We start from the raw sequence: 1192 nt of genomic DNA on the forward strand, positions 1-1192 counted from the left end.
ATGAGACGTCACGTTCTGACTGCCCTTGCTGTCATGTGCGCTGCCACTGCTGCCACCGCGGTGCAAGCCAAAGACATCAAGATTGCCCATATTTACTGCAAGACCGGTATCCTGGAAGCCTACGCCAAGCAAACGCAAGTTGGTCTGCAACTGGGCCTGGAATACGCCACCAAAGGCACCGGCGCCGTCAACGGCAACAAGCTGGTCCTGATCGACAAGGACGACCAGTGCAAGCCCGACGTGGGCAAGGCACAATTGACCGCCGCCTTCCAGGATGACAAGGCTGACATCGCCGTGGGCCCGACCCACTCCGGCGTGGCCCTGGCCATGCTGCCGATCGCTGAAGAATTCAAGAAGATCCTGCTGGTCGAGCCGGCCGTGGCCGACGCCATCACCGGTGAAAAGTGGAACAAGTACATCTTCCGCACCGGCCGTAACTCGTCCCAAGACGCCATCTCCAACGCCGTGGCGCTGGACAAGGAAGGCACCACCATCGCCACCCTGGCGCAAGACACCGCGTTTGGCCGTGACGGCGTCAAAGCGTTTAAGGGCGCGCTGAAGAAATCCAAGCTGGTGCATGAAGAGTACCTGCCGGCCTCCACCACCGACTTCACCGCCGGTGCGCAACGCCTGTTCGACAAGCTCAAGGACCAGCCGGGCCGCAAGGTCATCTGGATCGTCTGGGCTGGCGCAGGTAACCCGTTCAAGATCGGTGACCTGAACCCGGGCCGTTACGGCATCGAAATCGCCACCGGCGGCAACATCCTGCCGGCCATGGCGGCCTACAAGGCATTCCCGGGCATGGAAGGCGCGCTGTACTACTACTACGGCATCCCGAAGAACCCGGTCAACAACTGGCTCAACACCGAGCACTACAAGCGCTACAAGTCGCCGCCTGACTTCTTCACCGCTGGCGGCATGGCGGCTGGTATTGCCGTGGTCGAAGCCCTGAAGAAGACCAATGGCGACACCAACACCGACAAGCTGATTGCAGCGATGGAAGGCATGAGCTTCGAGACGCCGAAAGGCAAGATGACCTTCCGTAAGGAAGACCATCAGGCGATGCAATCGATGTACCACTTCAAGATCAAGAACGACCCGGCATTCACCTGGGCCGTGCCTGAACTGGTACGCGAAATCAAGCCCGAAGAAATGGATATCCCCATCCGCAACAAGCGTTAATCCGTTGCTG

At 59.6% G+C, this 1192-nt stretch carries 1 protein-coding gene; it reads left to right on the forward strand.

Features of this window, described 5'->3' with window-relative positions:
• Positions 1-1182, forward strand: coding sequence for a substrate-binding domain-containing protein (locus EDC30_RS19345; RefSeq protein WP_132260584.1), 1182 nt, complete (start codon positions 1-3; stop codon positions 1180-1182).
• Positions 1183-1192: the final 10 nt, after the last annotated feature.

This window comes from Paucimonas lemoignei, assembly GCF_004342585.1.
Lineage (GTDB): Bacteria > Pseudomonadota > Gammaproteobacteria > Burkholderiales > Burkholderiaceae_D > Paucimonas > Paucimonas lemoignei.

What these genes read in the sequence shown, in the direction of transcription:
- EDC30_RS19345 (WP_132260584.1), top strand. Translation starts at nt 1, where the DNA reads ATGAGACGTCACGTTCTGACTGCCCTTGCTGTCATGTGCGCTGCCACT.